This window comes from Paenibacillus sp. 3LSP (genome assembly GCF_032465655.1).
Taxonomy (GTDB): domain Bacteria; phylum Bacillota; class Bacilli; order Paenibacillales; family Paenibacillaceae; genus Fontibacillus; species Fontibacillus barengoltzii.
In genome coordinates, this window is record NZ_JAWDJI010000146.1 from 1 (window position 1) to 25297 (window position 25297).

General features: G+C 53.9%; 25 protein-coding genes. 17 read left to right on the plus strand and 8 right to left on the minus strand.

The genetic code is table 11. The annotated features are described in order from the left end of the window. Window positions 1–974: 974 nt before the first annotated feature. Window positions 975–1187: a hypothetical protein gene (locus tag RW092_RS12280; RefSeq protein ID WP_260071316.1), complete on the minus strand. Its 213-nt coding sequence runs from the start codon at window positions 1185–1187 to the stop codon at window positions 975–977. A gap of 35 nt (window positions 1188–1222) precedes the next feature. Beyond that, the gene (locus tag RW092_RS12285; protein ID WP_316010332.1) at window positions 1223–1837 is read right to left on the minus strand and encodes a superoxide dismutase; all 615 of its coding nucleotides are present in this window, start codon (window positions 1835–1837) and stop codon (window positions 1223–1225) included. A 357-nt stretch (window positions 1838–2194) separates the two neighbouring features. On the opposite strand from RW092_RS12285, the gene RW092_RS12290 reads away from it, so the two are divergent. The 7 genes from RW092_RS12290 to folE all read left to right on the plus strand — a co-directional run bounded on the left by RW092_RS12290 (window position 2195) and on the right by folE (window position 7108). Then, on the plus strand, window positions 2195–2635 hold the full coding sequence (locus RW092_RS12290) for a GNAT family N-acetyltransferase (protein WP_028539405.1): 441 nt from the start codon (window positions 2195–2197) through the stop codon (window positions 2633–2635). Between the two features lie 117 nt (window positions 2636–2752). Continuing rightward, window positions 2753–3364 carry a signal peptidase I gene (lepB, locus tag RW092_RS12295; protein ID WP_028539406.1) on the plus strand — a complete coding sequence of 204 codons (612 nt, stop codon included), beginning with the start codon at window positions 2753–2755 and terminating at the stop codon, window positions 3362–3364. A 24-nt stretch (window positions 3365–3388) separates the two neighbouring features. Further along, window positions 3389–3829, plus strand: a complete 441-nt coding sequence (gene rnhA, locus RW092_RS12300) for a ribonuclease HI (protein ID WP_009227070.1) — start codon at window positions 3389–3391, stop codon at window positions 3827–3829. A 51-nt stretch (window positions 3830–3880) separates the two neighbouring features. After that, a complete protein-coding gene (gene queG / locus RW092_RS12305) occupies window positions 3881–5071 on the plus strand; it encodes a tRNA epoxyqueuosine(34) reductase QueG (RefSeq protein ID WP_316010333.1) in 1191 nt (396 codons plus the stop codon). A 27-nt stretch (window positions 5072–5098) separates the two neighbouring features. Then, the gene (locus tag RW092_RS12310; RefSeq protein ID WP_316010334.1) at window positions 5099–6133 is read left to right on the plus strand and encodes an HD-GYP domain-containing protein; all 1035 of its coding nucleotides are present in this window, start codon (window positions 5099–5101) and stop codon (window positions 6131–6133) included. Window positions 6134–6229: 96 nt separating this feature from the next. Continuing rightward, entirely contained in the window at window positions 6230–6472 is a 243-nt protein-coding gene (locus tag RW092_RS12315) for a YneF family protein (protein WP_016313545.1), read from the plus strand. A gap of 42 nt (window positions 6473–6514) precedes the next feature. Continuing rightward, complete coding sequence (folE, locus tag RW092_RS12320; RefSeq protein ID WP_028539409.1) at window positions 6515–7108, plus strand: GTP cyclohydrolase I FolE; 594 nt, start codon at window positions 6515–6517, stop codon at window positions 7106–7108. Window positions 7109–7182: 74 nt separating this feature from the next. Here folE and RW092_RS12325 read toward each other — a convergent pair whose 3' ends face one another. Together RW092_RS12325 and RW092_RS12330 are read right to left on the minus strand one after the other, a co-directional pair. After that, window positions 7183–8607, minus strand: a complete 1425-nt coding sequence (locus RW092_RS12325) for a Fe-Mn family superoxide dismutase (protein ID WP_316010335.1) — start codon at window positions 8605–8607, stop codon at window positions 7183–7185. Window positions 8608–8675: 68 nt separating this feature from the next. Next, window positions 8676–9707, minus strand: coding sequence for an alpha/beta hydrolase (locus RW092_RS12330; RefSeq protein WP_316010336.1), 1032 nt, complete (start codon window positions 9705–9707; stop codon window positions 8676–8678). A gap of 238 nt (window positions 9708–9945) precedes the next feature. Between RW092_RS12330 and RW092_RS12335 the strand changes: the two genes are divergently transcribed. Continuing rightward, window positions 9946–10686 (plus strand): IclR family transcriptional regulator, encoded by a 741-nt coding sequence (locus tag RW092_RS12335; RefSeq protein ID WP_316010337.1) that lies wholly within the window; start codon window positions 9946–9948, stop codon window positions 10684–10686. A gap of 141 nt (window positions 10687–10827) precedes the next feature. Here RW092_RS12335 and RW092_RS12340 read toward each other — a convergent pair whose 3' ends face one another. Genes RW092_RS12340 through RW092_RS12350 form a run of 3 tightly spaced genes read right to left on the minus strand, consistent with a single transcriptional unit; the run spans window position 10828 to window position 13986 of the window. After that, complete coding sequence (locus RW092_RS12340; RefSeq protein WP_016313540.1) at window positions 10828–12444, minus strand: alpha/beta hydrolase family protein; 1617 nt, start codon at window positions 12442–12444, stop codon at window positions 10828–10830. 45 nt (window positions 12445–12489) lie between these two features. Then, the gene (locus RW092_RS12345; protein ID WP_316010338.1) at window positions 12490–13593 is read right to left on the minus strand and encodes a DUF1648 domain-containing protein; all 1104 of its coding nucleotides are present in this window, start codon (window positions 13591–13593) and stop codon (window positions 12490–12492) included. A 6-nt stretch (window positions 13594–13599) separates the two neighbouring features. After that, entirely contained in the window at window positions 13600–13986 is a 387-nt protein-coding gene (locus tag RW092_RS12350; RefSeq protein WP_016313538.1) for a GntR family transcriptional regulator, read from the minus strand. A gap of 144 nt (window positions 13987–14130) precedes the next feature. Between RW092_RS12350 and RW092_RS12355 the strand changes: the two genes are divergently transcribed. Then, window positions 14131–15003: a GNAT family N-acetyltransferase gene (locus tag RW092_RS12355; protein WP_016313537.1), complete on the plus strand. Its 873-nt coding sequence runs from the start codon at window positions 14131–14133 to the stop codon at window positions 15001–15003. A gap of 54 nt (window positions 15004–15057) precedes the next feature. On the opposite strand, the gene acnA is transcribed toward RW092_RS12355, so the two are convergent. After that, window positions 15058–17775, minus strand: coding sequence for an aconitate hydratase AcnA (acnA, locus tag RW092_RS12360; protein ID WP_028539416.1), 2718 nt, complete (start codon window positions 17773–17775; stop codon window positions 15058–15060). A 235-nt stretch (window positions 17776–18010) separates the two neighbouring features. Between acnA and RW092_RS12365 the strand changes: the two genes are divergently transcribed. The 8 genes from RW092_RS12365 (at window position 18011) to RW092_RS12400 (ending at window position 25183) form a co-directional block, all read left to right on the plus strand. After that, on the plus strand, window positions 18011–19015 hold the full coding sequence (locus RW092_RS12365; RefSeq protein ID WP_316010339.1) for an amidase domain-containing protein: 1005 nt from the start codon (window positions 18011–18013) through the stop codon (window positions 19013–19015). A 55-nt stretch (window positions 19016–19070) separates the two neighbouring features. Continuing rightward, window positions 19071–20165: a D-alanine--D-alanine ligase gene (locus RW092_RS12370; protein WP_316010340.1), complete on the plus strand. Its 1095-nt coding sequence runs from the start codon at window positions 19071–19073 to the stop codon at window positions 20163–20165. A gap of 54 nt (window positions 20166–20219) precedes the next feature. After that, window positions 20220–20543: a hypothetical protein gene (locus RW092_RS12375; protein WP_016313533.1), complete on the plus strand. Its 324-nt coding sequence runs from the start codon at window positions 20220–20222 to the stop codon at window positions 20541–20543. Beyond that, complete coding sequence (uvsE, locus tag RW092_RS12380) at window positions 20540–21541, plus strand: UV DNA damage repair endonuclease UvsE (protein ID WP_316010341.1); 1002 nt, start codon at window positions 20540–20542, stop codon at window positions 21539–21541. The genes RW092_RS12375 and uvsE overlap by 4 nt, the downstream gene beginning before the upstream one ends. Before the next feature lie 106 nt (window positions 21542–21647). Then, window positions 21648–22418, plus strand: a complete 771-nt coding sequence (gene fabI, locus RW092_RS12385; protein WP_016313531.1) for an enoyl-ACP reductase FabI — start codon at window positions 21648–21650, stop codon at window positions 22416–22418. A gap of 202 nt (window positions 22419–22620) precedes the next feature. Further along, window positions 22621–23490: an inositol monophosphatase family protein gene (locus tag RW092_RS12390; RefSeq protein ID WP_174844485.1), complete on the plus strand. Its 870-nt coding sequence runs from the start codon at window positions 22621–22623 to the stop codon at window positions 23488–23490. A gap of 66 nt (window positions 23491–23556) precedes the next feature. Next, the gene (locus RW092_RS12395; protein WP_016313529.1) at window positions 23557–23805 is read left to right on the plus strand and encodes a hypothetical protein; all 249 of its coding nucleotides are present in this window, start codon (window positions 23557–23559) and stop codon (window positions 23803–23805) included. Between the two features lie 118 nt (window positions 23806–23923). Continuing rightward, window positions 23924–25183, plus strand: coding sequence for a stalk domain-containing protein (locus RW092_RS12400; protein WP_316010342.1), 1260 nt, complete (start codon window positions 23924–23926; stop codon window positions 25181–25183). The last annotated feature ends 114 nt before the right edge of the window (window positions 25184–25297 follow it).

Consider the following 25297-nt stretch of genomic DNA (forward strand, 5'->3'; position numbering starts at 1 on the left):
GCCCAGCCGCAGGCCTTGGACGCCGGGGCCGCCGCCGATGACACCGCAGCCGAGTACCGGTGGATCACTCGGGAAGACATGGACAACCTGGCGTTCCCGAACGTGTTCCTGCGGATTCTGAACGGGTACTTTGGCGCTTAATACGCTGAAGCGCACTGCGAGGAGAAGCAGACTAGGAGGAAGCGAAGAAGCAAAGGAATAAAAGGAAGAATGGGAAGCGACGAAGTAAAGGAAGTAGGCAAGCAACAGCACTCAATCAAGGATCAGTGCAGTAACAGCACACGAGCGGGAATCAGAGGGGCAACAGCCATACGTTTAGTGGAGATTGGTTTAGTCCTGAATCAAAGGGATAATGCACATCCACGTTAGCAAAATAGCGGTAAATCATACCGCTATTTTTGCATGGAATCCCCATTTAGCACCCATTAGCGGTAAAAAGGGGCGTTAATTTCGGTATTTTCGCCTGTTGTGGCAGTAACCGGGCTAAATAAGGGCATAAATTACTGTTAATTACGGTGCATCTGCTCTGCATGAGGGGAATAACGGTACTTTTTACCGTTATTCCTGTTGGCGTCTTACGCGCTGGGGACTTGCTATTTGTGGGGGAGACCAGCACCAGCATATTAGGGTAGAGCTTGTTTGCCCAAGTATGTTGATTTGGAAGACTAGTGTGTAAGGATGGAATGTTCATGTGGAGCGCTAATGGGACTGGTCAGCACGGTGTAACCAGGGGGAGGGACTAACTAGTTTGTATGAAAAGTGTGCGGTGAGGCACTAGGGCTTATTTGCACGACGGATGCGGTATGAGGGGGCTTCAGAATAGCCTTATTAAGGTCACTCCCGCTTGATGAGGCGCTAATTGAACTCAATATGGCCATAACTACCGCAATCAGCCGCTCCCCGCCACAGACCGCCGCACCCCGCGAACATCAAAAATGGAAGGCGCATCTCATGCGCCTTCCATTTTTTTGCAATTACATCATACGGTTCTCCACAGATTTCATATGGTTCTGGGTGTCGGGTTCGCGGTGCTCCTCGTCCGAGACTTTGCCGAGGTCGGGGGTGGCTCCGCCGCCGGTGACGCTGTGGGCGAAGTTCGTGAATTGCTGCTTATGCGCGTCCTCCGCGTGTTTAGCGGCGAGAAGCTCCTCCGGGTCATTCGTCAATTTACGCTTTTGCTCTGCCATAGATGTATCCTCCTTCGTTTGTCGTGAACGAAGCGTTATTTTTTCGCAGCCTCATACCGACGGTTCACTTCGTCCCAGTTGATAACGTTCCAGAACGCCGCGATGTAATCCGGTCGTTTGTTTTGATATTTCAAATAATACGCGTGCTCCCATACGTCCAGGCCAAGAATCGGCGTTAAGCCTTCGAAGAGCGGGCTGTCTTGGTTGGGCGTACTGGTGACGGCAAGCTTGCCATCCTTGCCAACGACCAGCCATGCCCAGCCGCTGCCGAAACGGGTGGTCGCCGCCTTGGTGAAGTCCTCTTTGAATTTATCGAAGCCGCCGAGATCGCTGTCAATCGCGGCAGCGACTGCACCGGTTGGCGCACCGCCCCCGCCAGGGCCGATGACCTTCCAGAACAAGCTGTGGTTGGCATGACCGCCGCCGTTGTTGCGCACCGCCGTACGGATACTTTCGGGAACGGCATCCAGGTTGGAGATCAGCTCCTCCACGCTTTTGCTCTGCAGTTCAGGCGCGCTTTCCAACGCGGCGTTCAAGTTGGTGACATACATGTTATGGTGCCGATCATGGTGGATGATCATCGTTTGTTCATCGATATAAGGTTCCAGTGCATTTGCCGGGTAAGGCAAAGCAGGCAATTCATGTGCCATGGTTGTTCTTACCTCCCGTTAATAATTAAATCCCGCTTCGTCATCCGAGTGTTAAGCGAAGGCATCGCCTCCTCGCCGTTAACACCCGCATAACAATCCTATTATTGGCAGCACATAAAAATATATGCATAAATTCGAGTCGGGACAGGGGTGTTTGTAAAAGTTCATAATTGTAACCGCTTAATTTAAAGCGCTTTCAGAAGAAAATTGATGTATTCTGGAGATATCTATGGTTTAATGGACAAGAAAGCTGTTTTTTTCTCGTTTTTGTCTGGAATCAAATATTCGGTTGATGTAAATCAGGGGGGTTATGTTTTACATCGGCCTATCTTGCGTGAAGAAAAGGGAGATCTTAGCATGCTTATTCGTTCCTTTCAGTTGAGTGATGTAAATCAAGTGATGGAGCTATTGCAGTTGGCCTTATCGGAGGATTGCTACGAAGACACCAAGTGCGCGTTTGCCAGACAACTTTCTTGGGATTCTGAGCTGATTATGGTTGCAGAAGTCGAGGAAGAGATCAAAGGGGTATTGATCGGGACGATCGATCAGAACACGGGATGTATCTACCGCATGGCCGTACATCCTGATTACCGCCGGCGCGGCGTTGGACGCAGCCTTGTAACCGCAATGGAACAACGGTTCCAGCAGCGGAATGTCCGTCGGATTATGGTCGCAGGAGATGAACATAATAAAGCGATCATGCCGCTCTACGAGGCGATGGGCTATGGGGCAGGCAAGTTTTTGGAAGCCTTCCAGAAGCTTGGCATCGCAGCCCGGACGCTGACGGGATCCAATTGATGAAACTTCCCATGACAGAAATGGGAAATGTTGAAGCATATCTTCCATCCGTTGCAAATGGGTGAAGGATATGCTTTTCTATTTATATAGTTTGTTTCATTTTTGATGAGGTGCACAATGGAACCGATGATGGATTCGGAACACAAGGCAGCGTTAGCCCCTGAACGCTCTGCTAATGAACCGCAAGCGGACGCTCCGCAATCGCGGTGGGCCGCAGAACTGTGGGAGATGCTAAAGACGATCGTGATCGCCTTTGTCATTATGCTGCTGTTAAACGTATTTGTTTTTAACTTATCCATGGTGAAGGGACAATCGATGCAGCCTACCCTGGAAGAGCAGGAGCGGCTGTTCGTGGATAAATTGGTGTATCGGTTTCAACATCCGAAGCGCGGCGAGGTCGTCGTGCTGAAGGATCCGAGTGTGGATGCGGACCGGAAGCCGTTTCTGGTGAAGCGAATCGTGGCGGTTCCGGGGGATACCGTTGAGGTGCGAGACGGCCGACTGCTCCTTAACGGGCAGCCGCTGGACGAGCCGTACACCGACTCGGTTATCGAGGACGGCGACATGCCGGAGCTGAAACTGGAGGACGGACAATATTTCGTGATGGGGGATAACCGTCACGCGGGACGAAGCAAGGACAGCCGTTATTTTGGCAGCGTGAAAGAGAAGTGGATCGTTGGCCGCGCTGAGTTCGTTTTTTGGCCGATTCCAAAGATCCGTAGTTTATAAGCCGTTAGTTTGGGAGGAAGAACTGTGAAGGAAGTGACGATTTATACGGACGGGGCGTGCTCCGGGAATCCGGGTCCAGGGGGCTGGGGCGCGGTGCTGATGTTTAATGGGCATCGGAAGGACTTGTCCGGCGGCGAAAAAATGACCACCAACAACCGCATGGAAATCCAGGCGGTCATTTCCGCGCTCAGTCAATTAAAGGAGCCTTGTCAAGTGAAGGTCTACAGCGACTCCGCTTATGTGGTGAACTGCTTTCAGCAGAACTGGATTCGCGGCTGGCTAAAGAACGGTTGGAAGAACAGCAAGAACCAGCCTGTCGAGAACCGCGATCTTTGGGAGGAGCTGTGGCGGCTTATGGGCATTCACAAGGTGGAGTACATCAAAGTTAAGGGACACAGCGACAACGAGCTGAACAATTATTGCGACCAGTTAGCAAGGGAAGCGATTAAACGCTTATCTTCTTAAAAATACAACAGACAGCCTTTACGGCAACATGAACAGGAAGGAGGGGGACATATGTCTATGGCGGAAACCGGCACAACGCGTTTACCGGAAGGAGGCAACCGCTGGGCGCAGCTGAAGCGGGAGATACAGGAGGCCGCAACGGAGCTGGGGATCGACGATATCGGCTTTGCCAGCGCGGATCCGTTCTTGTCGCTGAAGGTAATTTTGCAGGACCGGCGGGATAAAGGCTATGAATCTGGCTTTGAGGAGCCGGATCTGGACAAGCGGGTGTATCCGGAATTATCGCTTACGGAGCCGGCTTCATTAATATCCATCGCGGTCGCCTATCCGTCGAAGATGGAGAATCCCCCGAAGTCAGCGCCCGGCGAACGGCGAGGCATTCTGGCCCGCTCCGCCTGGGGGCGGGACTACCATCAGGTGCTTCGCGAGACGATGGCGAAGCTGGAAGCCTTCATCCGCGAGCGCGTCCCCGAAGCGCGGATCGAGAGCATGGTCGACACCGGCGCCCTGGTGGACCGGGCGGTGGCGGATCGTGCAGGGATCGGCTTTAAGGGGAAAAACTGCGCGATCATCTCCCCCAAGTGGGGCTCGTGGATTTACCTCGGCGAGCTGATCACTAATATTCCGTTTCCTCCCGACACCCCGGTGGAGGAGGATTGCGGTGAGTGCACCAAATGCATCGACGCGTGCCCGACGGGAGCGTTAGTGGGTCCCGGGGAGTTAAACGCACAGCGGTGCATTTCTTTTTTGACGCAAACGAAAGGCTTTCTGGACGAGGAATTTATGGTGAAGATGGGCAACCGCCTTTATGGTTGTGATACTTGCCAGATTGTCTGCCCGAAAAATAAAGGAAAGTCCTGGAATCATCGGCCGGAGTTGGCCCCTGATCCCGAAACGGTTAAGCCGCTGTTACTCCCCTTGCTGGACTTAAGTAACCGTGAGTTTAAAGAACGTTTTGGTGACAGCGCTGCAGCTTGGAGGGGCAAAAAACCGATCCAACGCAACGCGGTCATCGCGCTGGGCAACTTCAAAGATTCGGCGTCCGTGCCGAAATTAATAGATATACTGCTTCATGACCCGCGGCCAGAGCTAAGAGGAACTGCAGCTTGGGCGCTGAGCCGAATCGGCGGCAAGGAGGCCGAGGAAGCGATCGACCGGGCGCTTGACGCCGAGCAGGAGGAAGAAGTGCGGGTTCGGCTTCAGACAGCCAAGCAGAAGCTGCAGGCTTCCAACGGGGACTGATATCCAGCAAGGGGGATAACATAAAATATGCGTTTCATCAGTATCGAGGATATCGAACCGGGGCAATATTTAGGTAAAACGGTGTATTCCGCCAACGGCACCGTGTTATTGTCGGCAGGGGTTCAGCTTACGGTTTTTATGATTAACACGCTTAAGCGGATCGGTGTGACCATGTTATACATTAAAGATCCGGACTTCGATGATATCGAAATCGAAGATGTGCTCAGCGAGGCGACCAAGCAGGCGATGTTCCGGGAAATGTCCGAGACGCTGCAGGCGATTCGTTCCGGCAAGGATTGGAGCACACGCAAAATCAACGCCAGCGTGGATTCCCTGTTAACCGACGTGTTGAATAACAAAGAGGTTCTGTTACAGCTCACCGACATTCGGACAGCGGACAATGCCGCTTATATCCATGCGGTGAACGTCAGCTTGATCGCCTCGATGATTGGACTGAACTTGGGGCTCGGGTACTCCCAGCTCAAGGATTTGGCGATTGGCGCGCTGCTGCACGATATCGGCAAATCCGTGCCGTTGCCGGAAGGCGCCAACGCCAAGGACCCGAAGCACCATCACACCTGGAGAGGCTATGAACTGCTTCGCCACAAACGCGAATTTAATCTGTTGATTGCCCATACGGCACTGCAACATCATGAACGGCCGGACGGCAAAGGAATCCCGCGGGGGATATCCGGGGATGAAATTCATCTGTTTCCACGCATCGTCGCTGTTGCGAACATGTACGATAATTTGGTCAGCGGTGCAAGCAAGGACGGGCGGGTCTTGCTGCCGCATGAGGCTTGCGAGCATTTGATGGCCTGCTCGGAACAGGAGTTGGATCACGAGGTGCTGGTGGAGTTTATGCGCATTATCTCCGTGTACCCGAACGGGACTTCGGTTCGTCTTGGGACGAAGGAGACCGGCGTGGTGGTCCGACAGCACCGGGGATTACCAGGCCGACCGGTGATTCGGATCGTACGCGGAACCGGCGATGAGCTGGACGTGAATGAGATTGACCTCGCCACAGAGACAACGTTGTTTATTGAGGCAGTTTTGGCGTGAATCCTTGAATCACGTGAGGCTGGATGCTATGATATTTGGAGTGTGCAAGCCTTACAAGCTAAGGTAACACGATTATTATTCAGGGGTGGCTGAAACATGGATATTGTTATTCCAATTATTACTTTAATCGTCGGTCTGGTTGGCGGTTTTGTGATCGGGGTCTTTTATCTCCGCAGACAGTTAACGAAAATGCAAAACGACCCGCAAATGCTGCAAAAAATGGCGAAGCAAATGGGGTATAACCTGAACAGCAAGCAAATGCAGCGCGCGCAGCAGATGATGAAAAATCAAGGTGGCCCATTGCCGGGGGCGGGACGGCCGACGAAGAAGAGAAAATAAAGTAACGTTTCGCCATACTCTATGAAAGGAGGGGCGCTGAAGATGTCCGGATTGAAAGATTACGTTAATACACGGGTAGGCGATCATCGGGAGCAAATCGAATATCATGTTCGGGAAATCTTGAAGCTGATCGGGGAAGACGTGGAACGCGAAGGGCTGATCGAAACACCGGCCCGGGTGACGCGGATGTATGAAGAGATTTTTGCCGGGTATGAAGTCGATCCTCGGGATGTGCTGGGAGTTACCTTCGAAGAAAACCATGAAGAGCTTGTCATTGTAAAGGACATCGTCTATTACAGTCAATGCGAGCATCATATGGCGCCTTTCTTCGGCAAAGCCCATATTGGATATATTCCAAGCGGTCGAATCGCCGGGCTCAGCAAGCTGGCCCGTTTGGTAGAAGCAGTAACCCGACGCCTGCAGGTGCAGGAGCGGATTACTTCGCAAATTGCTGACATCATGGAAGAAGTGCTGCAACCCAAAGGCGTCATGGTTGTTGTGGAGGGCGAGCACCTGTGCATGTGCTCCCGCGGCGTCAAGAAGCCCGGCAGCAAAACCGTGACCTCGGCCGTACGCGGAAGCTTCCGTAAGGATGCGGCTTCCCGGGCGGAGTTCCTTTCGCTCATAAAGGAATAGTCTTTATTAAAGACCTTTGGTTTCGAGGATTAGCCTCGGGAACCAGAGGTCTTTTAGCGTCAAATGGCAGCCGATTAAAACGGCTGCCATTTTAGTTTTTTCGCGGCTTCGTAGCGTTGGGAGACGGCGGGCCAATAGACGACGTTCCACCAATCTTTGATGTAGTTGGCGCGTGCGTTTTGATGCTTCAGGTAATAGGCATGCTCCCAAACGTCCAGCGGAAGCAGTGGAACGACGTCCCATTGCGACAGGTTCTGATGCTTCTCTGCTGTGAGAATTTCCAGCCGGTGAGCGCGCGGGCTCCACACCAGGATGGCCCAGCCGCCGCCTTCGACTTTGGCTGCGGCTTCAGAGAACTGCTTGTGGAACGCGTCGTAGCTGCCAAAATCCCGTTTGATCTGCTCCAGCAGCTCGCCTTGCGGTTTGCCGCCGCCCTTCGGATGCATAATGTCCCAGAAAATCGTATGCAGATAATGCCCTGCGCCGTTAAAGGCGAGCTCCCGCTCCCAATGCTTCACTAAATCAAAATTACCGGATTTCCGTGCGTCCTGCAGCTTAAGCTCCGCTTTGTTCAAATCGTCCACATACGTCTTATGATGCTTGTCGTGATGAATGCGCATCGTCTGTTCGTCGATATATGGCTCCAACGCATTGTACGGATAAGGCAGCGGAGGGAGGGGATGTCCGCCGATCGGGACGGACCGTTCTGGTATGCGCGCCGTGGGCGTTTCCGTGTTGTCATCAGCGGTTGGTTCTTGGCGAAGGCTGAGTTCATCCTGTTCCTGTTCTTCCTGGTTATGTTCTTGCCCAGCCTCCACTTCAAGGCTGGCTTCGGAGATGTTGGCTGTTTCTATTCCGTCTGGCTCTTCGGGCGGGTTTGCCACCTCAGAGGGTTCGGATCTGTTCAACTCATCGGTGATGGCAGGGAGCACGTCGTCCGTCAGTTCCGGATGCTCAGAGGTGGGGGTGGCCGCCAGCTCCTGAGCCTCTTCTTCACGATAGAATGGCTGCGCTCCAGCAGCGTGATACGGATCGGGATACGGCGGCGCTGCGGCCATGCTGCCAGCGATTTCTCCCGGCCGATTTAGCCGTTCAAGCACCTCAAGGAAGTACGCAGATTCCCGGATGATGTGCAGCAGCACCACGGGCGCCAGCGGTACCGATTTCACGGCTGCGCTGTGCTTCAGCATGTATTCCAGGTGGCGGATAAATTCCTGCGACTGTTGACACGAGGCTCGCAGAAGCCGTTCCGTCTGGCGGATAACCTCTGGACTCGTAGCGGCATGGGGCGTAGCCAAGGCGTATTGCAGCAGCCTGTCAGCGGCGGCCTCCGTCCCTTCAAAAATCGGCTTCCATTCCTCCAGCAGCTTCACATAATCGGCTTCCAGGCTGGGCACGATCGCCTGAATCACTTCTGTATGCTCTGCTTCTTGCTGCTTCCAGAAACGGATTTCCTCTAATATGCGTACAGGCAAAAAAGGCCCGTATACGAACAACATTCGGCCTACCTCCTCGGGGATAAGAAGTACATTACTACTAACTTATTGGTGAGGAGGGTTGGATTATGCTATTCGGATGCGGACCCGGTTTGAATATTCGTTTTTTGCGTTGCGAGCTTGATCTGGCCCAGGAACAGCGACACCTTGCGCAGATATTCCTTAGGATGCTCGCGGAAAATCAACTCATGATGCGCGCCGTCTACAATCCATACGCCGGAAGTGGGGTTCGTTTGGTTCTCCGCCAGTTTCTCGGCGATCGGGTAAGGCGCTTTCTCATCCTCTGTACCGTGGATGAACAGGATCGGAAAAGGATAATCCTCCGATTTGACCTGGCTATATGGAATTTGCCGCAGGCTGGTACCGTTGAGCACTGGAAGCAGCATGCCGATGATCTCCAGCGACGGATGGCGCGGCAGATCGATATGCTGGCGGATGTTGTGGTACATCGTATCCGGCTCCAACAGGAACGTACTGTCGAGAATCATGCCGTCGATATCCGGATTTTTGAGACCAGCTTGCAGCGCGGTGCCGGCTCCCATGGAGAAACCCCAGACGATGATCTCTTGGCTGCCCAATTGCTTGGCAACCTGAATCGCTCCGAGCAGCTGTTGGGCTTCCTTTTTGCCGCCGGTGGCGACCTCCTTGCTGTTTTGTGCGGCAAAGCCGTAATCAAACATCAGGACATTAAAATTCAGACGATGGGCAAAATTGGCCAGATCATACATCGGAATCCAATACTCTTCTCGGTTGGCCCCATACCCATGGCTGAATACGATCGTTTTGTCGGAATGTTCCGCTGGAATATACCATCCTTGCATCATTCGGCTCCCGTCAGCCGCAGGGAAGGTGATGTTCTGGTAATCCAAGTTAATAGACAGCTTCGGATTGGAATAAAGCGGCGCTACTTTGGGGTTAGAGAGCACCCAGGCGATATAGCCGTGCAGCGAGATGAAGCAGAAGAAGAAGAAGAACAGCACGGATAGTAAGAGGGCAATAATAATGTTTTTGATGCTAATTCGCCGAGCAGTCGCCGTGGGAACATCGCCGGAAACGTACGCCGAAGGAGGCAAGGGAAGATCATTTCGACCGGTGTGGCTCATACGCTTCCCCTCCCATTACTAGATGATATGATTAAATTTTGGACTGTTTACCATATAAGAAAACGCTTTTAATGTTGGGAATCGAAGAAAATGTCGAAATAACACGATTCTCCTGGATTTAATCGTAAGTCGATCCCCAGTGAATGTCAATGGAAGGTGTTTCATTGACGGAAATTCGCTTCTTTCATATAATTTATGTAACCGAGTTTCATATGGTGAAACCTAAGGAGGATGCCGGATGGAAGACCGGAAGCTGACAGTGCGCGCAGTCGAGCGGGCGTTGGATATATTGGGATGCTTCACCAAAGCAAGCGATTTGGGGCTGACGGAGATCGCTGCCGAAATTGGCCTCCATAAAAGCACGGTCCATCGCTTGTTGACCACATTGGAGAATCGGGGTTATGTAATCCGCGATCCTGCTACGGAGAAGTATCGACTCGGCTTGAAGATTTGGGAGCTGTCGACCCATATGTCCCACAGCGACGATCCCGCGGTGCTGCTGCTGCCGCAGATGGAGCGGCTGCGCGACCGCCTTGGCGAGACGGTCAGCCTCTATTTACGTGACGGCATCGAGCGGATACGGATTCAGGCGGTGCAGAGCAACCAGGCCATCCGCCGGGTGGCGCCGGTCGGGGCGCGGCTGCCGCTGTATGTGGGCGCGTCCAGCAAGGTGCTTGTCGCCTACTCGGGCGACGAAGTGCTCCAGGCGGTGCTGGACAGCCCGGACTGGCCGCCGACGATCGATAAGGCGGCCTATGTGGCGCAGCTGGAGGATATCCGCAAGATCGGATATGCCACCAGCTACGAGGAGCGGGAGCCCGGGGCGTCGGCGGTGTCCGCGCCGATTTTTGACCGGACAGGGAAGCTTGCCGCCGCCCTGTCCGTGTCGGGGCCGGTCAGCCGCTTGACGCTGCAGCGGCTGGAGGAGTACGGGCCGATCCTGGTGGAGGCGGCCCGGGAGATGGGCATGCTGATGTAGGCGCCTGGCGGCAGCCGCGGATCAGCATGCAGTGCACGGCAAAAACGCCTGCGCAGGGAGGGACCCTTGCGCAGGCGTTTTTATTATGGCCTTATTGGTGAGCTCACTAGACGCCGTGGCAGTCAGCAAGCATCACGTGCCTTATTTGATTCCCAGAACCCAAGCGGCGATATCGTCGATGATCTCCTTGGAGACGTTGGACGGCTGGGCGTATTCGGCGCCGATCGAAAGACCATCCACCTTAGCCAGCAGGTGGTTGACCTGCGGGTAAGACTTAAACGTGACGTCGTTGCGGTTTTGCAGGGCGGTTTTCCAGCCTTCAAATTGCTTCATCGTCACTTGCCAATCGTTCTCGCCTTGCAGGATCAGCATCGGAACGGATTGCTGTTTGGCGAGCTCGGTCGGCACGTAATTCTTCTGCTCGAACCACCAGTAAGCCGGTTGGGCCGGGAATTGCTCCGGCATATGATCTACCGTATACTGCGGGTCGTTAACCATCGCAGCGATGGACGTATACACCGCAGCTTGCTGCTCATACGGTGCTGAGTCCAACCCCAGCTGCTTGACGCGGCTGACGAGCCCGGCTTGCTGCTCCGCCAACAGATCGGCGAACTTGCCGCTTGGCCCGGACAGCAGAATCGTCCCGGCGATGTCGCCGCTGGTATCGCCTGCGATGATCAGCGGCATCGCATAACCGCCTTGGCTGTGGCCCGCAACGAAGATGCGCGAGGCATCGATTTCCGGTGTCTGTTTCAATAACGCCACCGCTTTCAGGGCATCGTCAACCGTCTCTTTTTTCAGCGTAAACTTTGGATCGGCGGCGACTTTGAAGGTATGCTCATAGGTCACTTTGTCGTACCGCAGGACGGCGATGCCTTGCGCAGCCAGGCCCACCGCCAGGTCACGGAATGGCTTGCCGCCGCCAATCGTCTCATCCCGGTCGTTAGTTCCGGAGCCGTGCACCAGCACGACAGCAGGGAACGGACCTTTGCCCGCAGGCAGCGTTAGGGTGCCCGGTAAGGCCATGGCGCCTTCCCCAACGGTGACTTCCCGCTCGGTATAAGCGGAGGGGTCTTCGTAGGCCGGCTTCTGGTAGGCCGATTCGGCTGCAGCGGCGATATACATATCGTCGATTTCACCAGCGGCATTCAGCCGCAGCGTTAAGTTCACAGGAACGGCACTTGTCTGAAAGACGTACGTCACGTTGCGGTGGACGGAATTGATCGATACGTTCTTGGTTGGTGTGCCAACCGCTTTACCGAACAGGGTTTCATAATTGGCCCAGAGCTGATTCAGCAGGGGAGCCGGAAGGTAAGCCGAAGCAGAGGCGCTTACATATTTCGCCGCTTCGGTACCGTTCCCGGCAAGCAACGCGTTCAGGAACAAGTCGGCGGTGTCCGTCACTCCCGCATCGGCGGTTTCATTTTTCCCAAACACCCCGGTCAGCCATTTGGCATCCACCAGCGCTCGGCCTTGTGTGATGCGTACAGGCGCTTCCAAAACAACACGTTTGCCATCCACCAACGCTTCTGACGAACCAAGGGTCAGCTCCAGCTTATGGCCGTCCTTGGTGATGATGATGCTGTGGCTGCTAGGCACCCAATCCACTTGCGCGCCAAACCCCTCGGCTGCCTCCCGTACAGGGATGAGTGCGGTGGCGCTTTGCTGAGAAGCCATTGCGGATACCGGCGGAAGTGCCAGACTTAAGGTGAGTGCAGCAGCGGTGGCATGCTTGAACAGTTGGGATCGCTTCGTCATTTCAAATTCCTCCTTAATGATTCAAATAAGTACCATTTATTTCGCCTATTTCGCCAGCCAGGCAGACCAGAAGATAACGACCAGAATGCCCAGCAGGGTAAGCCACAATATCGGATTTGCGAAGTTCATCGTCCAGCCGATTCCCGTTCTTTTCTCCACAAATAGAGTGGGGTCCTGCGGATTAAAATAAATGGCGCCCAGCTTCCAGTAACGGTCATCCTGAACCGGAGCGGTACCTCCATGGCCGAGGATACGCCCGCGCCCAATCCGGCTGCCGCCTTGACCCGTCGTAAAGCTCAGTACTATAGCAAACAACACAATCAATACAGGGACAGCCAGGCTCACCAGCATGATGACGCCGATATCCATGGGACGAATCATGTTGACTTGAATGAACGAAAACATCAGGATCAACGCCAAGGACGAGGTCACCGTAAAGACGGACCATCTCCGGCGGAACGCGGCATTTTGACGGAGCGAGCGCTCTGGATCGGAGGCTTGGAGCTGTTGCTTGCTGTGATGGATCGACCAATTCACAAACCAGAACAGCAACGTTAAGATGACCTGCATCACGTTAGGAAACAGTACGACGCGGTAGGATTTGGCGGCACTGCTGACCACTTGACCCGAAAAATCAAACTTCATCGCCACCGTATCAGGGATAGACGCGTATTGGCTTAGGGTCAGAGCTGCGCTTACGACAATGATGACAGCGTGGATCAGGAACCACTTGCCCGATAACGTCAGCCTTTGGCGGCGAAACCCGGTGTCCACCGCAATCACGGCAGGAGAGGACGGAGCCGCGGGCAGGGACGGGCGGAGTTTCTTCATCCGGAAGTAAAACGTTAGATAAAGTCCCGTGGAGATCGCGAGGACAGCCCCGAGATAAATAGCAAACAGGGTGCCCTGCTCATTGCCATCCTTGTTCCACAGGCTGACGAAGCAGGCAATCAGCAGGAGCGAGTAGATAGTTGTGCTGATGGAGGCGTACAGCCTGCGCAGCCGCCGCACCGGTTCGCTCCAGTATTGCTCCTCGCTCACGGATACGCCAAAGCTGACCGTCTCCCGAGTCAAATAAGGCATCAAGGCTAAGGACACCAGCAAGGGCAAAAATATCAACAATAAGAGAAACGTAGATAGCAGGTGCATATCGTTCTACTCCTTTCGAGAAATCTCTTGATGGATTTCCTCTACGATCCGAAGCAATTCTTCCTTCTCCATCCCGCGGCAGATCGCTTCGGCCACGATGGGACGCAGCTCGCGCCGCTGTTTCTCGCGAAATTCCGGCGTAATCGGCGGCATGGCCACCGGATCGACGACAACGCCCTTTTGGCGGTGGACTTGGATATAACCTTCCTGCTTCAGAATCGTGTAGGCTTTGTTGACCGTGTGCAGGTTAACGCCGATATCGGAAGCCAAGCTGCGTACGGACGGCAACGGTTCGCCCAGTTGAAGCCGTCCGCTGGCAATTCCTTCGATAATCTGATTGACCAGTTGTGTGTAAATCGGGACGTCCGATTGTAAATCCAACTGAATGATCACGGACAGGCATCTCCTTTTTGTTCTAACTGTTATACATTAAATATAACAGATATTTTATATGATGTAAAGTAGGAGGAGTACATGAATTGACGGGGATATGAAATCATGATTAGATTATCCTTACCATGAATGGGGGAGTTAGAGGTGGCGGATTATTTACTTACTCAATTAACGAACTTCTCTCCTGAAGCTCTCGATCCGATCCGCGAGTTGGAGCAGATTTGCCGTGAGACAGATGGAACTGATCTTCGCATTGGCTTAGACAATTTGACAGCAGATAGCAGCGACCGCGTCTATCTTTATCAGACCGAGGGGCGCTTGATCGGATACTTCAGCTGGTATTCCGTAGATGGGATCGAGGCGAACATCAGCGCGATGGTGCATCCTAAGCGGCGTCGCCAAGGAGTATTTCGAGCTTTGCTGGAGGCGGCGGCAAAGGATATGCGCGAGCAGGGGATTCAATCCTGTCGATTTAAAGTTCCGGCGGATTCGGATGCCGGTCAACATACCATGGAGCATCTTAGCGCCAAGTTCGACAAATCGCAGTACGCCATGGAGTTTCAAGCATTACATCGTGAGGAGCTCAGAAATCCGAACCTCGTGATCCGCCCGGAAACGCTGGAGGATTTCGGTTTTATGGTACGCTGCTCCACTCAAGCCTTTGGCGATTCGGAGGAGTGGACGCTGCGCTATTTCGGGAATACCCGGGAGCCTAATCGGCATGCGTACATTGGCTTTGACGGGGCGGAGCGGGTCGGTATGATCCGGGTGAAGCTTCTGGGGAGCGATACGGCGGTGATCCATGATTTTTGCGTGTCGCCGGACATCCAAGGGCGCGGGTATGGACGGGACATACTGATGCAAACCGTGCGACTGCTACTTTCGGAAGGACGAACGCGGATTCGCTTAAGCGTCATTACGGAAAATCGCAATGCGCTGGAGCTCTACCGCAGAACAGGCTTTGGGATCGTGTCGAAATCGGATTACTACATTTGCAATCTAGAGGCATGGCGATAAGAAAAAAAAGAGTTCCCTTCACGGCAACTGAAGGGAACTCTTTTTCATGTTGATTTACGCGTTTGCTGCGATCATCTGACGCAACACGGTTTGCAGGATACCGCCGTTGTGATAGTAATCCACATCGACCATGCTGTCGAGGCGGGCAATCACGTTGAACTGGAACGTGCTGCCATCCTGACGAGTTGCCGTTACCGTTAATTCTTGGCCCGGTTTCACGTCATTGCTCAGGCCTTCGATATCAAACGTTTCGGTGCCGTCGATGCCAAGCGTTTTCCAGCTTAAGCCTTCCTTAAATTGCAGCGGCAGAACGCCCATGCCTACCAGGTTACTGCGGTGGATCCGTTCGAAGCTCTCCGCGATAACCGCTTTAACGCCCAGCAGGTACGTGCCTTTCGCTGCCCAGTCACGGGAGCTTCCGGTACCGTATTCTTTGCCGGCAATGACGACGAGGTTTTGGCCTTCGGCTTGATATTTCATCGAAGCGTCGTAGATCGACATCACTTCGTCCGTTGGCAAGTATTTCGTTACGCCGCCTTCTGTCCCCGGTGCCACTTGGTTGCGGATGCGGATGTTCGCGAACGTACCGCGCATCATTACCTCATGGTTACCGCGGCGGGACCCGTAGGAGTTGAAGTCCTTGCGTTCAACGCCATGCTCGGTCAAATATTTGCCGGCCGGGCTGCTTGGTGAAATGTTACCTGCTGGCGAGATATGGTCGGTCGTTACCGAATCGCCGAGCAGAGCCAGCACGCGTGCGCCGCGAATGTCCGCGATGTCGGACAAGCCTTCGCCAATCTTCTCGAAGAACGGTGGATTTTGGATATACGTCGATTTCTCATCCCACTCATACAGCTCGCCTTGCGGAACCGGAATGGAATTCCAACGTTCATTCTGCGTGAAGACATTCTCGTATTTGCTGCGGAACATTTCCGGACTCATCGATTGACCGATCGCTTCCTTAATTTCTTGGGAAGTAGGCCAGATGTCCTTCAGGTAAACCGGTTGATTGTCGCGGTCGTAGCCGATCGGATCGTTCTGCAGGTCGATATTTACCGTACCTGCGAGCGCATAAGCAACGACCAGCGGCGGAGAAGCCAGATAGTTCGCTTTCACTTGCGCATGGACGCGACCTTCAAAGTTCCGGTTGCCCGAGAGCACTGCCGCTACCGTCAGATCGTTATCGGCAATCGCTGCGCTGACTTCGTCCGGCAACGGACCGGAGTTCCCGATACAGGTTGCGCATCCGTAACCGGCAACGTGGAAGCCAAGCGCTTCGAGCGGCTCGATTAAGCCGGCTTTTTGCAGATACTCCGTTACCACGAGGGAGCCCGGAGTCAAGCTGCTCTTCACATAACCCGGCTTGGTCAGACCGCGTTCAACGGCTTTCTTCGCCAGCAGGCCAGCGCCGACCATAACGCTTGGGTTGGAGGTATTCGTACAGCTCGTAATCGCCGCAATCACGACAGCACCGGTCTTCAGTTCGCTCGTCGAACCGTCCGGATGCTTCACCGGTACGCTCTGTTCGATCTTCTCTTCAGTCAGGCCGTAACCGCCTTTCTCAACCGGCGTGCGGATGATGGAGTTGAAGCTCTCTTTCATCGCTGTCAGTTCGATGCGGTCCTGCGGACGCTTCGGTCCAGCCAAGCTTGGGACAACGGAGCCAAGATCCAGCTCGATCAGATCGGTAAATACCGGATCCGGGGTATCGTCCGTGCGGAACATGCCTTGGGCTTTGTAATAAGCTTCAACCAGCGCAATTTGCTCTTCGGAGCGGCCGGTGCTGCGCAGATAAGCGAGCGTTTCCTTGTCTACCGGGAAGTAACCAATCGTTGCACCGTATTCCGGGGCCATGTTTGCCACGGTTGCGCGATCGGCAAGGCTGATGTTGGTCAGGCCTGGACCGTAGAATTCCACGAATTTGCCGACAACGCCTTTCTTCCGCAGCATTTGCGTAACGGTCAGCGCCAAGTCGGTTGCCGTAGCGCCCTCAGCCAGACTTCCCGTGAGTTTAAACCCGATAACTTCTGGAGCGACAAAATAGAGCGGTTGCCCCAGCATACCCGCTTCGGCCTCGATCCCGCCAACGCCCCAGCCAACGACGCCAAGACCGTTGATCATCGTCGTATGGGAGTCGGTACCTACGAGGGAATCCGGGTAAACGAACGTTTCGCCGTTTACGTTCTTCGTAGCGGCTACAGATGCCAGATACTCCAGGTTGACCTGGTGAACGATCCCGGTAGCCGGAGGTACGGCGCGGAAGTTATTGAAAGCGGTTTGCGCCCAGCGCAGGAAGCGATAACGCTCTTCATTGCGCTCGAACTCAACCTTCATGTTGTACTCGAGCGCATCTGGGGAACCAAACGCGTCGACCATGACAGAGTGGTCGATAACGAGGTCAACCGGCACAAGCGGGTTGATCTGTTTTGGATCTCCGCCGGCTTTCTTCACGGTGTCGCGCATCGCAGCGAGGTCAACGACAACCGGTACACCGGTGAAATCTTGCAACACAATACGAGCGGGGATAAAAGGAATCTCTTTATTCTCATCGCGGCCCTCGCTCCAACCGGCGATTTGCTTCACGTGTTCTTGAGTGATCGCTCTTCCGTCATATTGGCGGACAGCGGCTTCAAGCAATACTTTAATGGAGAACGGAAGTCTGGAAATCTTGCCCAGACCTTGTTGTTCAAGAGCCTGCAGGTCATAGTAACGGTAGCTCTTGCCGCCGACCTCCAACGTACGGGCAGCGGAGAAAAAATCGTTCGCTGACATGAATGAACCTCCTTGATTCGTAGTTTCACTAGATGAAACATTATTTCAAAAATTCCTGACTTAAGTATACCTTTCCTGCCGTGGGGAGTAAAGTACTTTTTGAGCCTGATTCTGGCTCGTTTGGGCTTTACCGGTGCGGTTGAATAGGCTTTCAAGCCTAGGGCGGCGAGGTGCAGAACATACTCCCTCCCAGGCATTCATATAATGGCTAATAGTGAAAAGGAGGCGTGGACGTATGGCGGAGGAATGGAAGAAGACGTTATCGGTTTATGTAAACGAACAGAACCAGGACGAAGTGGACTATCGCACGCCTAGCGGGGGCACGGTCGTAACCGATGTGGATTATCTCATGCGGCGGGGAGAGCGGAAGCGCAGACTGGAGAGCTGGTATCGTCTTCGGGGCGCTTCGCCGCTGCGCTGCGAGACCCGAGCCAAGCTGGTGCGTGAGATCGAGAAGCGTGAGGGCGAGATTGAGGTCGATCTGCAGTTGTCCCGCAAAATCTACTATGAAAAGGGCGGAGCCCGCCATCAGGAGGAGCGAATCGAAAAGCAGCGGCTCACCTTGGCGCGCGACGGTTCCGGCTGGATCGTGAGCAAGGTGGAACAGCCGGTGCCTGAGCGGCATCCGGTGATGGTGCTCCCTGATCATAATGAAGCAGAAGCGGCGGGGCGGAAGGGAGCTGTGCCGCGGCCTTTTTTGAACCATGAAGTTCTCGGGTTAGGAGGCTCACGCAGCATCGCATACCGTCGTGAGGAAGCCGTGTTATACGCGGATCGGTGGTGGGACAGCTTTAATCCTGAATTCGCCGCGTTTGAGGTGGATTGCACGAACTATATCTCCCAGTGCCTCTTTGCAGGCGGAGCCCCAATAAACTATACTGGAAAAAGAGAATCGGGCTGGTGGTACAAAGGTTATGTCGGTGGACGGGAGCTGTGGAGCTACAGCTGGTCAGTGGCCAATGCGTTAGCGCGCTATCTCGGCCAGAGCCGAACCGGACTTCGCGCCGAACAGCTCGAGCGTCCGGAGCAACTCCAGCTGGGCGATGTAATCGCCTATGACTGGGACGGCAACGGCATGTTTCAACACAATACGATCGTGACCGCGTTCGACGCTGGCGGCATGCCGCTGGTTAACGCCCATACGACACCAAGCAAGCACCGTTATTGGGATTACCGGGATTCCTATGCCTGGACCGAAAAGACAGTGTATCGTTTTTATCATATCGCGGACCGCTTCTAGAGATGAATTCAATGAAGGTGATTGAATTACCTAATATGAAGGAAAGAGGTTGCTCATGGGACAGGACAGAATAACCGTAGGCCTTATCTACGGGGGTAAATCAGGAGAGCATGAGGTTTCGCTGCAGACGGCCTTCGCCGTATCTAAGGCGTTTAATTTTGACAAGTACGAGTTGCTTCCTTTTTATATTGATAAGCAGGGCAAATGGAAGGTAGGCGAGAAGCTGCACGCGCCGTTTGCTGCACTGGAAGAGCTGAAGCTGGAAGAGAGCAAAGGCGATACGGCTGCTGCGATGGGGCTGTTGTTCAGCAAGCTTTCGACGGGCCAATCGGAAATTGACGTCGTGTTCCCGCTGCTGCACGGCACCAACGGTGAAGACGGCACGATCCAAGGGCTGTTCGAAATGGCAGATCTGCCTTACGTTGGAGCGGGCGTGCTGGCTTCCGCGGCCGGGATGGATAAGGTCATCATGAAGAAGTTGTTCGCCGAAGCCGGACTTGAGCAATGTGCGTACTGCTATTTCACTGCATCTGAATGGGAGCGTTCAAGCCATACGCTGATCCAGAGCATCGAGGAGAAGCTGGGTTATCCGTGCTTTGTCAAACCAGCCAATCTTGGCTCCAGCGTAGGGATCTCCAAAGCGCGCAACCGTGAAGAGCTGCTGTCCTCCGTGGCGCTGGCCTTCCGTTATGATCTGAAAGTGATCGTCGAGGAGTTTGTCGATGCTCGCGAAGTGGAGGTTGGGGTGCTTGGCAACGATGAGCCGCTGGCCTCTGTACCCGGAGAAATCGTCTCTTCCAGCGAATATTACGATTATCAAGCCAAATATTTGGATGGAAAATCGCAAATGCTGATTCCTGCGCCGATCGATACCGAGTTGGCTGATCGAATCCGGGAACTGGCGGTTAAGGCGTTTAGAGCGATTGCCGGCAGCGGGCTGTGCCGGGCTGATTTTTTTGTGCGGAAGTCAGATCACAAAATTTGGATTAACGAAGTGAACACCATGCCGGGCTTCACGCCGTTTAGCATGTATCCGCTCCTGTGGCGCGAAACCGGAGTAGCTTATGAGGTGTTGCTGGATCGCTTGATCGAGTTGGCGCTGGAGCGCTACGAAGCCCGGCAGGCGCTGGAATTCGAAAGCGGCATTTAGTCTGCGGCGGCGATAGCCGCCCGGGCGGCCGGCTGAAGAAAGGAAGGGATAACGGTGGGATTTCAAACGGAATTTAACTCGGTTTGTAAATTCAAGAAAGAGCAGGAGCTGTACGAGCTGTTAGAATACGGCAAGGGTAAAATGCTCAAAGAAGGGCTGCGCGTGTTCCCGACAGGTCAGAAAGTCATCGCGTATTCGCCGGATAACAAGGCGGTGGCGATCGTGAAGATCACCGCTTGTGTTGCTGAGATTAACTTCAATGGAGAGGAAGTTACTTCGGTTGAGCTGGAGTTGATCCGTCCGCTGACGGAGGAGGAGTCTGCCGTGCAGACCGCTCTGGCGCACGAAATGTTCTTCGGAGATCCGGACCGGAAATGATCGTGCGCTTCGGTTATGTGGCGATGTCCACCGTAATCGCCAACGCGTCGCCTTCCAAGACGATGACGTTAAAGACGTTTAACGGAATTGCGGATCGTGAGGCAGCGATCCGTAGACTGGAGACGATTGCGGAGGAGAACCTGCATAACACACTGCGCCTGCTTCGGCATAACGTCGGCAACGATATTCAGGTGTACCGCTTCTCTTCGAAGCTGATTCCTCTGGCGACGCATGAGTCGCTGTCTGACTGGAATCCTTACGAAGCGCTGCGCGAGCCATTTGCCGCCGTGGGGAAATATGTCAAGGAGCACGGCCTTCGGGTGTCTTTTCACCCGGACCATTTTACGGTACTGAGTACACCGCGGCCTGAGGTGCTGAAATCCTCGATCCGCGATCTGCATCATCATGTTGCGATGTTTGATGCGATGGGCCTGGATGCCCGGGCGAAGAACAATATCCATGTTGGCGGCGCCTACGGGGACAAGCTGTCTGCAGGAGCCCGGTTCCGCGAGAATGTCGCGGCACTTCCGGAACGCATCAAGCAGCGGTTGACGTTCGAAAACGATGACAAGACGTTTAACGCTCGCGAGACGCTGGAGCTGTGCGAAGCGCTGGGGGTTCCGATGGTGCTGGATATTCACCACCATTGGGTGAACAATGAAGGCGAAAGCCCGGCGGAGCTGTGGCCGCGAATTCTGGCGACATGGCAAACGCCGTATGCGCAGGCCGATTCGCCGGCTGACGAGCCGCTGCCGCCGAAGATCCATGCGTCCAGTCCGAAGAGCGCCAGCGATCCGCGTGGGCACGCCGATCACGTCATCGTTCTGCCGCTGCTTGAGTTTCTGCGCAGCATCGCTCCGATCACCGATCGGGTGGACGTGATGCTGGAGGCGAAGCTTAAGGACGGGGCGCTATTTGCGTTAATGGAGGATTTGGCGCGATACCGGGAGGAAGGCGTGGAGATTTTGGATGGAGCAAGCGTGCGCATCCAGCCGTAATTTTCGTGGACAAGCCGCCCGCTGAACGCTGGTTCTCTTGAAAAATGAAGGGAAATACGGTAAGTTGTACAAAATGAAGGTGTATTTAATATAGAGGAGGATTTTCATGGGTGATTTGTTAGCGGGGAAAAATGTGATCGTGATGGGGGTTGCTAACGAGCGCAGTATCGCATGGGCAATTGCGCAAAGCTTGGCAGAGCAAGGTGCCCGTCTGGCATTTACATATGAAAGTGAACGCGTAGAGGGCCGGGTCCGCAAACTGGCCGAAACGATTCCAGGTTCGTTGATCCTGCCGTGCAATGTGACGGTAGATGAGGAGATCGACCGACTGGCCGACACACTGAAATCTGAATTTGGCGTTCTGCATGGTCTGGTGCACAGTATTGCGTTTGCCAAAGGTGAAGATCTGGCGGGTGAGTTTATGGACACGTCCCGTGAAGGTTTTGCATTGGCTAACGACATCAGCGTCTATTCCCTGGTGGCCGTATCGAAGCGCTTGTCGCCGCTCATGACGGAAGGCGGAAGCATTATGACGATGACGTATATGGGATCGGAGCGCGTAATGCGCAACTATAACGTAATGGGCGTGGCAAAAGCCGGGCTGGAAGCATCGGTACGTTACTTGGCTAACGACCTTGGGCCGAAGAACATCCGCGTTAATGCGATTTCGGCTGGACCGATCCGTACCTTGGCTGCGAAGGGGATCAGCGATTTCAACTCCATCCTCAAGCAAGTTGAGGAGAAAGCCCCGTTGCGCAAAACGACGGACACCGCTGAAGTTGGCGACACGGCGATGTTCCTGATCAGCCATCTGTCCCGCGGAATTACCGGAGAGGTCATTTTTGTAGACGGCGGGTATAATATCGTAGGTGCATAACGTAAAGACCGCTTGCGGTTAGTCAGCAAAAAGTTCGTTTCCGGCGGGGTACATTCCCTGCGATTGGACACGGACTTTTTGCATATAAAGTAAAGCGGCTTTCGTTTGATTTCCATGGCGGGCAGGCGAAAGGACGCAACTTTGCATATTTCAAGACGTATAGTTTTTAGGGAGTAAATTATCAGTATAAGATGAAAGTAGAGTGAATCGATTGGAATCGAATCCGAAAGTTCCATATGTGGTAGGCAGCAAGAGTCCGACGGCCGTAGCGATCAACTGCGCTGCGAAAGCGGGAGAATGGATTAAGAGCCGGCTGGGGGACTACCGTGATCTGAGTACGAAGCAATCGCCGCAGGATTTGGTAACGGATGTGGATAAGGGTGCGGAAGCGATGATTCGCAAGCTGATCTTGACGCATTTTCCAGATCATGAGATCCTTGGCGAAGAAGGTGTAGCCCCAGGAGCGGCGGCATCTGCTGCAGCGCTGAAGCAGGGGAGCGAGTCGGAATATTTGTGGATCGTCGACCCGGTGGACGGAACGACCAATTTCGTGCACGGATTTCCGTTTTTCTGCGTATCGATAGCGCTGGCATATAAAGGGGATGTCATAATCGGCGTGATATATGACCCAATTCGCGACGAGATGTTTGTGGCAGAGAAAGGCAAAGGCGCCTACATCCACGGGCAGAAGTCGAAGGTGTCCAACGATGCAACATTGTCCGGCAGCGTGATTGCGGTAGGGTTTAACCCGGACCGGGATTTTGCTTTGCCGGTAAATATGCGCGGTCTGAACGCGTTGTCTGGACAAGTGCGCAGCCTGCGCGCTGCCGGTTCAGCTGCATTGCATTTGGCGTATGTTGCTGCGGGACGGCTTAGCGGTTATTATGAGGTTGGATTGAACGCTTGGGACGTTGCGGCGGGTGCACTAATCGTAAAGGAATCCGGAGGAATAGTGACGGATACCGCGGGCAACCCTTATCACATCGGCGTACGTCATTTGGTTGCCAGCAATGGCAAAATTCATGACGAACTGCTTGGAGTTATCCGGGCTGCCGACGCGACGGGCCTGTAATGGTTATTGATTTAGATTTGGCGACAGCAAATGCTTAATCCATATTTACCGGAAGGAGTGTCCAGGATGAGCGATAGCAAGGATTTGGAACGCGAGCTCAGCGAGATGCTGACGGAAGGGGAATACGGCAATGAGAAAGAACGCCGTGAGGAGGAACGCAGAAGATTGTCACCGAAGTACGAAATCCGAATTCAGACCACGTTGGATCCGATTGTGGAGGAGACGCTGAATTACCGGAAGATGGCCAAGGAAGTCGATGGCCGTTATGATGAGTATTTAAAAAGGACCGGGCGCGCGGAGAATAAACCGGAATAGCACAGAGTGTGCAGCATTCGCCGGTGTATGATGCATCAACGAGACCTGAGGCCAACAGCGAAAAACCTCAGGTTTTTCGCGTTATTATACTTAATTCTTATCCAAGGAGTTGAAAAGCTTGAAGCATCATCGTATGAACAAGGTTTCCGCTGTTGCGGGAGCGCTCGCCCTCATTCTTATCTTGGTCAGCGGCATTGCCGCAAAACCAACCCAAGCTGCGCCAGCGGTCGATGACTACCTGATCGTTGCGCTGGGCGATTCCATTACAGCCGGGTACGAGCCGGGCATGACTGAGCAGAGCGTCCCTTACGGCTTCGTGGAACGCCTGAAAGAACAGGGGCTGTTCCATGCACGGACGTCTGCCGTGAATTACGGTATTCTGGGTCTGACCAGCGAAGGTTTGAAAAATTACGTGACCGCAATCCAGAAAGGAGTACCGGTGGCTGGCGCAGACATTCAAGCGAACTTGCCGGATCCACGCATTGCTTCCTTTGCATCGGGAATCGCTCAAGCGAAGGCTGATCTGCAGAAAGCTGATTTGATCACGATTACGATCGGCGGGAACGACCTGCTGAAACTGCTTCCGGATATGAAAAACATCTCGCTGGATCAACTCCTCGCCCAAGGCGATGAGGTGTTGACGCATTATGGCGACAACCTGCGCGAGATCGTCCACATCTTGCAGGAGTTGAATCCTTCGGCGCAAATCGTGATTGCGGACCAATACCAGCCGGTGCCGAAGCTGGCCGGCACAGCGATCTACGATGAGCTGCAGCAGTTCGCCGGTAAGTTTACCGGGATCGTGGATGGTATTGTTGCCGATCACGCTGGGGATGCGAAGCCGGTCAAAGCAGCCCATGTGGCAGCCGCTTTTACCGGGCGGGAAATTTCGCTGACGCATATTTTCTCCGACACGGATATCCATCCGAACCAAGCGGGATATGAGGAAATCGCCAAGATTTTTGCTGAATCGGTTTGGGGAAGCTATCGGACGACGACCGCTAAAACAGGTGGCGCCCCGATATCTGTTGTGGTGAAGGGCCAAGAGTTGAACACGCCGTATCCGCCAATCTTGAAGAACGGGCAGACGTTCGTGGCCATCAAGGACATCACCGATGCGGTCGGAGCGCAAAGCAAATGGGATTCACGCACCTCCACTGCCACGATTACTTATGGCAGCCGGACGGTTGTAATCCCGATTGGCGCGAAGCAAATCAAAGTAGATGGAACGTCGGCGACGACGGCAACCCCAGCGTTCCTGCAAAAGGTCGGCAAAGAGAACAAAACCTATGTTCCGCTGGCTTTGCTCGTTCAGGGACTTGGGCTTGATGTGCAATACAGCAGCAAAATGAAGACGGTATTTATCAACGAACTTTAATTTTTGATAGAGTTGGCCAATAAATCAGCCGGAGCGTGGAGAACGCTCCGGTTTTTTTGACATTATAGAATTTATAAGTTTTGGGGTGGAGGCAGGTCTTCCGCCTTATTTCTG